The sequence below is a fragment of the Marinicella litoralis genome (assembly GCF_002591915.1).
GTDB classification, from domain to species: Bacteria; Pseudomonadota; Gammaproteobacteria; order Xanthomonadales; family Marinicellaceae; genus Marinicella; species Marinicella litoralis.
Genome location: NZ_NIHB01000001.1, coordinates 1,022,234 through 1,031,395 on the forward strand (window position 1 = coordinate 1,022,234; position 9,162 = coordinate 1,031,395).

Sequence of the window (9,162 nt, forward strand, 5' to 3'; positions counted from 1 at the left end):
CTTTAATCGCTTTGTGGTTTTTGGCTTAAGTGCTGCTGGTAATTTTTCCAGTGCATGAACGGCATGATCATTCGATCCAAAGGTTTCACATCAAGCAGTTTAAAGTCACTGGTTTGACTGCCGAAGATTTTTTCGATACTTTCACAGGCGTTGACTTGTTTGTTTTGCCATTCATCAATATCTACCACAGCCACATTGGGGTTCATCGCGACCATTTGATTGGTGGCTTTAGAAATCTGTGTGTAGTGCAGTTGGTAAGTACCAAAAACTTGATTGTGCAAACGCATGTCAGCAAAGTTTCTACTTAAGATCAAAACATGTGCTTTGGGGAATATCTTCTTAATGACAGCCACGTTGATGGGTGAAAAAGGAATAAAATCCATCACCACATCGGTGTTGTCTGAAATCACCAGGTTCAGTTGTTTGGTGTACTTTTTGCGCCACAAATGAGCTTGTGCCTCGGTGATTTCTTGCAACATGGAGACCGTCCATTGTTGAGCAAACACATCCGTTCTGGCTTTGGCAGTAAAGCGATCTATCAGCGGTGTGATGTTATTGTCTTGTAGCCATTGTAAAAAATCATGGTGTCCCGTGGCCGGATCAGTGAAGACAAACCTAAAGACTGAATTGGCAGGCTCTGAGGAAAAACTTTGCACTGCTTTTTCATCTGCTGCGCTGAGCATTTGAACCTCGTGAGGTTGTTTGTGTTCAAGGGCTGAAAAGTGATCCCATGCTTGGTCGTACTTCTGTTGTTCATCGAGCAGGAGCCCGGCGAAGAAATGCATCAATTGATTGAATTCTTTGCCTTGTTTACTCGCGTCTATTGATTCAATCAGGGCCAAGGCATCATCAAATCGATTTAATTTAGACAAGGCATTCAGTTTCAGTTTAATGCCAGCGTTGTGGTCATTTTTCTCGCCCAATAACTCATCCAGTTTTTTAATGGCGGCTTCAAAGTCTCTGCTTTTATAAAGGCATTCGGCTTGTCTTAATAAGGCTTGGTTGAATTCTTTTTCACCCGGTTTGATTCGTTGATACGTTTTTATCGCCAATTGATAATTGTCATTGATTTGGTGTATTTGTCCCAGGATGATCAAAGCCTTGGGATTGTCCCCTCGCTGTAAAACTTCGGACAACACTTTCATGGCTGAATTGGGTTGCAAGTTGGCGGCGAAGGATTCAGCCAAGGCCATCAACCAACTGGGATAAGCCAAACCTGATTGACAAATCGGTGTGAGGTATTGAATTGCATCTTGGTAACGATTGTTCTTGGCATAAAATAAGCCCAAGGCCGCCATCAGTTCTGGTATTTGAACTTGTTGATCAACCAATTCAGCTATGATTTTAGAAGCTCGGTCTGGGTCACTGTTTAACAAACTGATGCTTAAATAGGTTTTGGCCACAGCGTGGTTGGGTTCATCTTCCAATAACTTAGAAAAATACAATTCAGCAAAGCCATCTTCACCTCGTTCCAAACGCATGATACCTAATTGTAATTTTAAATTTGGATCATTTGGAAACTGTAATTCAGCTTGCTGTAATTCTTTGGCTGCCCCTTGGTAATCACCTTCAAGTAACAACAGTTTCGATAGTTTAATGATGGCTGGAATGCCGTTACTTTCGACCTTTAAGGCCAATTTGTAATGGTCTTTGGCTTTTTTAGATTCATTTTTGATGGCGTAAATATCACCAATCGCTAAATATGAATGAAATAAATTAGGGTTTTCTTTGATGGATCGTTTGAACGAACTTAAAGCCGCATCAATTTCGCGGTTGGCCAACAACATTTGTCCTTTGAATTGTTGGTATCGATCTGAGTTTGGCACCAATTTGACGGCTTCTTTGGCATGCACCAGGGCCTGTTCGATGTCATTGATGCGGCTACTGGCATGGGCAATGCCAAAATGGGCCTCATCATTGTTAGGCTCGTTTTTTAATAATTCCTGATAGCCTTCAATGGCTTGTTCGAATTGTCCTTGGTTATGTAATACTTTGATGTTTTCAATTTGACTCATTTTTTTATCTCTTTAATCACATGGTCTTCAATCCATGATCGCATACGCCAGCCTTGGATAAAACCACAATGCCCACCATGGGACGTGGTCAACAACTTGATTTGTGGCAAGCGGTCAATTGTACTAAAATCTTTGAAAGGAATCACGGGATCATCCCATGCAGTTATCACGTCAGTGGGGCAATTGATCGACCGAATGACATCTGGAGTGATGGAATAACCCGAAAAATAATCATCGGTGCTGCTGTATTCGGTGTGATCCAATATCAACATTTGGGTCAATCGTTCTAAATTTTCTTCTTGCTGCCACCTTTGATCATCAAAAATATGTGGAAACAGTTTATTCTTGATGTGTAAAGAACGTTTCCACTTCTTTAAAAAATATTTATTATACAGCTTTGAGCCATGAATGGCGTCCATACTGTTTTTCGGTATCAATGGGGGTGATACAGCAAAAACATGTTCGAAAGTTAAACCTGCCTCTTTGGCCCTTGAAGCTATTCGCAAAGCAAAATTGGCGCCCAGTGAAAAACCACACATGATGAATTTTTTGTTGGGGAATTGGGCTTGTATGTCTTGTACCGCATGAACCACTTCTTCAATCCGACATGAATGAAACAGGTCTTCATTCAGGTGATGAGAATCACCATGATCACGCAAGTTCAATCGATATATATCCAAGCCTTCGGCATACAGTGAATTGGCCAGTAGCTGAATGTATGTGGATTGCGAACTGCCTTCCCAACCATGCAATAATATGGCAACGGTGTCAGCATTTTCGTCGTTGGCCGTGTAATGCCCCAGCAGGGTAGCCAATGGATTTTTTAATTCTTGTACCACTTGCTTGGCAACCACTGGGTTGTTGTTACGCAAACGCAACAAGCGAATTTTTGAACTCGCTAAAATGGATTGTAGGTGTTTGTTTTTAGGTCTTATTGGTGGCTGACATATAATCATTTTTCAGCAACTCCTGTTCAACATAAGACCTGGCCTGTAAGGTCAGCGCTCGGGTACCCAAATCGAAGTCAGTGAGTAAATCTCCACAATGGATTTCAACCCTTGAATTGGGCAAAGTTAAAATACGCCACACATGGGTGATGAAATATTCATTGTTCAAGAAACCGACCTGGTCATTTCTGCTGCCGTCGGCATTGAGGAATTTAATTGCCACTGGAAATATGGGGGTTTGGGTTTCAACTGCAGCATGGATTAATTGGCGATGGAAGGTACGTAAATAACTGCCATCTGTCACCGTTCCTTCTGGGAAAATAGCCACAGAACGTCCGTTGCTTAATCGACCTTTGATTTGATTCAGCACGCCTTTGCGTGATTCAGCACTGCCACGTTGCAAAAACATGGTGTCAGCAATTAAAGTGACCCAGCCTAAAATAGGCCAATATTTAATTTCGCTTTTAGCCACAAAACCAGCCAACATCAAAGAGTGAATGATGGGAATGTCTAACCAAGAAACATGGTTGGCCAACAACAGCACCGGTGATTTCGGTTTTTGACCATGGACATAGACTTTGATGCCACAGATAAAACACACCAATCGAGACCAATAGATCAAAATAAACTCATTGGTGTTGTGGTTGCGAAATAATTTAGTCAGCAGCACACTGAAAATCATGAACGGCAATACAAATACAAAAGTCAGCACAAAGCCAATGAAGCGCAATAAAAAGCGCGTTGTGTGAATGATTGTTTTCAAATGTGTTGCTTACCGGGGAAAAGACAAGGCGAACATTATAGAAGAAATGACAATTTTTTGCATTCCACAAGTTGGTTTTTACTGGCTGAATGCTGGAAAACTCAGAGTTCAATCAGTTCACGCGGAAATTGAGTCAAAGACTGCAAGCCATTATCGGTTAAATACACATCATCCTCTATCCTCACACCGCCCCAGCCAGGAATGTAAATGCCTGGTTCAATGGTCACCACACAATGTTTCTTGATGGTCAGTTCACAACCCTGTCCAATAAAAGGAAACTCATGTAAATCCATGCCAACACCATGTCCTAATCCTTCGCCTTGGTACTGGGCATATTGAGACTGGTTCAAAACTTTTTGGGCCTGTTGATACAACATTTCACCACTCACTTCATGATTGAATGCGTCCATGGCGGCTTGTTGGGCGTTATAAACGGTTTGGTAAATTTCTTTTTGCTTGGCATCGGCTTCACCCAAGACAAAGGTTCTGGTCATGTCCGAATGGTAACCATTAATCACAGCGCCAAAATCAATCAACAATAGATCACCATTTTGCAAAGCCTTGTCTCCCGGAACACCATGAGGCAAAGCACTGCGTTCAGCGGCTAACATGATGGTCGAAAAGGAGGGTTGCTCTGAACCCAATAATGCCATTTGATGTTCAAGTTCAATGGCCAATTCACGCTCAGTGATGCCAGGCTGGATGCGCGTCAACAATTCTCCCAAAGCTTGGTCAGCAATATTGGCTGCCAATTGCATCGATTGAAGTTCTCCCTGGTCTTTGATGTAGCGCAAATCTTCAATCCATCGAACAGTCGGTAAACAACTGACTTGAGGCCAGTTTTGCATCATATCAACCCAGACACCATGACTGATGTGATTGGCTTCAAACCCCAATTTATTGACAGCATGTTTTTCTAATAAGGCTTGAATCAAAGCGGCTAAACTTTGATTGACTCGATCACGACAGACGACATTGAAACTTGAGCATTGGTCTTTGGCCTGTTCAAAATAGCGGTAATCTGTCAATAAATACGCTTGGCCAGCCAGCACCAAGGCAGTGGCGGCATGGCCAGTGAAACCACTTAAGTAGGTGATGTTGTTTGCATCAAAAATCAACAAAGCATCGATTTGTTCAGCTTTAAGTCTGTGGGTGATTTGATTTAACCGCGTCATGATAATGATTCACTGTTGGTATATATAGAAAATAGATTGTACAAGTAAATTTGAGCTCACTATAATGTTTTTTTCTCTCACAACAGGTGATGACATGACCATTGGCGTTGGTGGCAGTGATGCCCAAACAGAGTTGAGTCAACTCAAAAACATGGCCAGCAAAGTTCAGCCCATTCAATTGGTTGAATACCAACAACGGATCAATCAGGCGATGGCTCAGATGGTTAAATTGGGCTGGGATGCCATGTACATCCATGCCGGCACCAATTTAAGTTATTTTACTGGCACCAATTGGCACCCCAGTGAACGCATGGTCGGTGCGCTGCTCACCGCTGACGGGGTGTTAGAGTACATTGCACCCCATTTTGAAATAGGCACTTTACAAGGTTTTATGCAGGTCCAAGGTTCGGTGCATGGCTGGCAAGAGCATGAAAGCCCTTACCAAGTGGTCCAGCAGCGCTGTAAAAAACATGGCATCAAAACCATTGGTTTGGATGAGACGCTGCCGTTTTTTATGTTTGACGGGTTGAAAAAAGTAAGCCCAGAGGCGGTATTTGAAAACGGTCAATGGGTCAGTCAATTTGTGCGCAGTCGCAAATCTGAACATGAGATACAATTGTTGCAAACAGCCAAAGACATGACACTGCAAGTCCATAAAGCCGCCGCAAGGATTTTGCGTGAGGGCATTACCACCCAAGAGGTGACTGCATTTATCCATCAAGCACACCAGGCAGTGGGTGCACCCAAGGGTTCCTATTTCTGTATTGTGTTGTTTGGTGAGGACACGGCTTACCCGCATGGGGTCAAAACTCCCAAGACGCTGCAACACAATGACATGGTGTTGATTGACACAGGGTGTGAAGTTGAAAAATACAAATCCGACATCACTCGCAGCTATGTTTTTGGTGAAGCATCAGACCGACAGACCAGCATTTGGCAGGCTGAAAAAGTGGCACAAGCAGCGGCTTTTAAGGCGGCCCAATTGGGTCAGGCCTGTGAAGTTGCTGACATCGCAGCCCGAAGTTATTTGGCATCACAAGGTTTTGGTCCAGATTATCAGACGCCTGGACTGCCGCATCGAACGGGTCACGGTATAGGAATGGACATCCATGAAGGCCCTTATTTGGTCAGGGGCGACAAAACCCCTTTGGCGGTTGGCATGTGTTTCAGTAATGAACCGATGTTGTGTGTGCCTGGTGAATTTGGTGTCAGATTAGAAGATCATTTTTACATGACGGCTGACGGGCCCAAGTGGTTTACTGAGCCATCACATTCAATTGATGATCCATTTGGTCAAGCTGTGTAAAGCAGGGTTCGCCTTTATTTATTTTCAACCGCCGCTGCGTTTTGTTGGTTGAACAGAAATTCAAAACCAGCATACACGGCCAAATGCAATGTGTCACCATGATCAAGTTGTTCAAAAAATTGAAATTTGAGGTTCTTATTGGGGTGTTTGTTCAACACCTCATACAGCGATTTGGCAGCACCTTCCATGATTGTTCCTTCTTTACCTACGCCGATGAAAACTGTTTGTTTGCTGAGATACACCTCAGTTTTACTGTTCAATAATGAACCATCATCCCACCACAGACTGGGGCTGACAATCAGGTAATTATCAAACATTTCAGGGTGGTTGAATAAGATTTCAGTGGCCAATAAGCCGCCGAGAGATTGGCCAATGATGGTTTTGTTTGTCGTGGTGCGGTATTTCAGATTGACCATGGGTTGTAACTCATCTTTTATAAACTGAATGAATTGTTTTGACCCTCCAGTTGTTGGAAAGTCTTTTTTGTCTTGTTCATTTTGAGTTGGGTAGGTCATGTCATGTTTGCGGTCAACATTGGCAATTCCCACAACAATCGATTCAGGCAACATTTTTATCCAGGAAAATGAGCCGAATTGAACCAGACCAGCAATGTGAATAAAGTCTTCATCTGCGGACCCGTCCAATAAATAGATAACAGGATAATCTTGATTCGACCCTTGGTGGTAGCTTTGTGGCAAATACACATTGATGCTTCTTTGTTCATCTAAAACCGATGAATGCCAACTGATGGTTTCACCAATAGAAAATGGCGCAGACTGGAAATGAGGTTGTTGTTTATTGGCCAAGCAACAGGCGCTTGAAACAATCAAGAATGACATTAAAAGTTGTTTTAAGTTAAGGGTTTTCATCGATCTTAATTTTTATCAGGGGAGGGAAGATGTTACATGAATGGTGAAGCATAAATCAATAAGTCATGGCATCAACTGAACTCTGCTAAAATAACAAATTTTTTAATCATGCAGCGATGAAAATTCATATCCTCGGCATCTGTGGTACTTTTATGGGTGGCATTGCAGCCATAGCCCGACAATTAGGCCACCAGGTATCCGGTTCCGATCAAAATGTTTATCCGCCGATGAGTGACCAGTTGGCTCAACTGGGGATTGAAATTCATTCCGGCTATGACGCCGAACCCATCCAACAGCCTGGCTTGGATCAAGTCATTGTCGGCAATGTGATGACCCGCGGAATGCCAGCAGTTGAATATTTGTTGGAAGCATCCCTGTCTTATGTTTCAGGTCCTGGCTGGCTGGGTGAACAGGTGTTGCGAAATAAACAGGTTTTTTCTGTCGCCGGAACCCACGGTAAAACCACCACCGCTTCCATGTTGGCTTGGATCCTTGAAGATAATGGAATAGATCCTGGGTTTCTGATCGGTGGTGTCTGTCATCATTTTCCACAATCTGCACGAATCACTGATTCTGCCGCATTTGTGATTGAAGCCGATGAGTATGATTCGGCCTTTTTTGATAAGCGATCAAAATTTGTCCATTACCACAGTGATGTGGTGATTTTGAATAATTTGGAATTTGATCATGCCGATATATTCCAAGACCTGGAGGCAATAAAAACGCAGTTTCATCATATGGTCAGAACCCTGCCGCAAAACGGTCAAATCATTGTTAATCAGGATGATGCCAACCTTGCAGCGGTTTTGGCAATGGGGTGTTGGACGCCGGTGGTTTCATTTGGCAGCGATGATCAAGCCGATTACTGGATCGAAACCAGTGCTGATGATGCCCGACCATTCAGTATTCGAAACGCCTCTGGAAAATTGGCCGATATCAATTGGTCTATCACTGGCAAACACAATCAATTGAACGCCTTGGCCGCCATTTTGGCCGCGAAACAAGCCGGTGTTGCAATTCAAGATGCAGCGCGATCGATGGAAAAATTTCAAAACGTCAAACGCCGGATGGAACTCATTGGCCAGGCGCATGGCATCACCATCTATGATGACTTCGCTCATCACCCAACCGCGATTGAAACCACTTTGCAAGGCCTCAAAGCCGTTAGCCAAGGCCGCACCATTGCGGTTTTAGAGCCCCGCAGCAACTCGATGCGTGCTGGCGTGCACGCCAAAGCCTTACCTGAGGCTTTATCAGGGAGTGACCAAGCCTATGTGATGATTTACCCAGAGATGGATTGGGATGAGGCCATCAGAAATCAGTTGGCTGAACAGTGTGTTATTGTGGATTCAGTTGAGGCTTTACTTGAGCGCTTGAAAGCTGATTTACAAATCAACGACCAAGTGGTGTTTATGAGCAATGGCAGTTTTGACAATGCGCCGAGGCGGTTGTTGGGATTGTTAGAAGAATGAAGCATTATTCATTTTTTGTAACCAGTCATATCAGCAAATCGGATGATTTAAATATTGAGTTCATTATTGATAAGAGACACATCTTTTACCCATTATCTCTGAGTCGTTACTCAGAACTATTAATTGGAAGAATGTAAACCAGATCACCTTGGTTAAAGTATTAATTTTAATATACACGCCTTACCGGCGCCCAACAATCGCCTTACCGGCGAAGGCCGGTATCCAGTGTCGATAGGATAGATTTAACAGTTTGTGATAATATAAATGGAGATGAAAAACCCAGCTGTTTATATATTAACCAACCAAAGGAATGGAACGCTCTACATTGGAGTAACCAGTGATTTAATTCAACGAATTTATCAGCACAAATCTAATGCTGTTGAAGGTTTTTCTAAAAAGTACCAAACTCATATGCTGGTATATTTCGAACAACATCTAACCATGGAATCTGCATTACTTAGAGAAAAGCAAATGAAAGAATGGAAAAGAGCTTGGAAAATTAACTTGATTGAAAAGTTAAATCCCTTTTGGAAAGATTTATACCAGGATATCATTTAAATTATTCAGTTACACCAACCCAAGCACTCTGGATACCGGCCTTCGCCGGTAAGGCGG

The 9,162-nt window shown here is 43.0% G+C and carries 8 protein-coding genes; 3 read left to right on the forward strand and 5 right to left on the reverse strand.

Annotated features, from left to right (window positions below):
• Positions 1-2 precede the first annotated feature (2 nt).
• From CCS90_RS04535 to CCS90_RS04550, 4 genes are all read right to left on the reverse strand, one after another.
• A complete protein-coding gene (locus CCS90_RS04535; protein WP_099018298.1) occupies positions 3-2,015 on the reverse strand; it encodes a tetratricopeptide repeat protein in 2,013 nt (670 codons plus the stop codon).
• On the reverse strand, positions 2,012-2,971 hold the full coding sequence (locus tag CCS90_RS04540) for a YheT family hydrolase (protein ID WP_099018299.1): 960 nt from the start codon (positions 2,969-2,971) through the stop codon (positions 2,012-2,014). Before CCS90_RS04540 ends, CCS90_RS04535 begins: the two co-directional genes overlap by 4 nt.
• Positions 2,940-3,725, reverse strand: a complete 786-nt coding sequence (locus tag CCS90_RS04545) for a 1-acyl-sn-glycerol-3-phosphate acyltransferase (RefSeq protein ID WP_133566477.1) — start codon at positions 3,723-3,725, stop codon at positions 2,940-2,942. Before CCS90_RS04545 ends, CCS90_RS04540 begins: the two co-directional genes overlap by 32 nt.
• Before the next feature lie 101 nt (positions 3,726-3,826).
• The gene (locus tag CCS90_RS04550; protein ID WP_099018301.1) at positions 3,827-4,900 is read right to left on the reverse strand and encodes a M24 family metallopeptidase; all 1,074 of its coding nucleotides are present in this window, start codon (positions 4,898-4,900) and stop codon (positions 3,827-3,829) included.
• Positions 4,901-4,964: 64 nt separating this feature from the next.
• On the opposite strand from CCS90_RS04550, the gene CCS90_RS04555 reads away from it, so the two are divergent.
• Entirely contained in the window at positions 4,965-6,206 is a 1,242-nt protein-coding gene (locus CCS90_RS04555) for a M24 family metallopeptidase (protein ID WP_281275165.1), read from the forward strand.
• Between the two features lie 14 nt (positions 6,207-6,220).
• Here the strand turns inward: CCS90_RS04555 and CCS90_RS04560 are convergent, their stop codons facing one another.
• On the reverse strand, positions 6,221-7,075 hold the full coding sequence (locus tag CCS90_RS04560) for an alpha/beta hydrolase (protein ID WP_099018302.1): 855 nt from the start codon (positions 7,073-7,075) through the stop codon (positions 6,221-6,223).
• A 116-nt stretch (positions 7,076-7,191) separates the two neighbouring features.
• On the opposite strand from CCS90_RS04560, the gene mpl reads away from it, so the two are divergent.
• Together mpl and CCS90_RS04570 are read left to right on the forward strand one after the other, a co-directional pair.
• Positions 7,192-8,547, forward strand: coding sequence for a UDP-N-acetylmuramate:L-alanyl-gamma-D-glutamyl-meso-diaminopimelate ligase (gene mpl, locus CCS90_RS04565; RefSeq protein WP_099018303.1), 1,356 nt, complete (start codon positions 7,192-7,194; stop codon positions 8,545-8,547).
• Between the two features lie 270 nt (positions 8,548-8,817).
• Entirely contained in the window at positions 8,818-9,105 is a 288-nt protein-coding gene (locus CCS90_RS04570; protein ID WP_099018748.1) for a GIY-YIG nuclease family protein, read from the forward strand.
• The last annotated feature ends 57 nt before the right edge of the window (positions 9,106-9,162 follow it).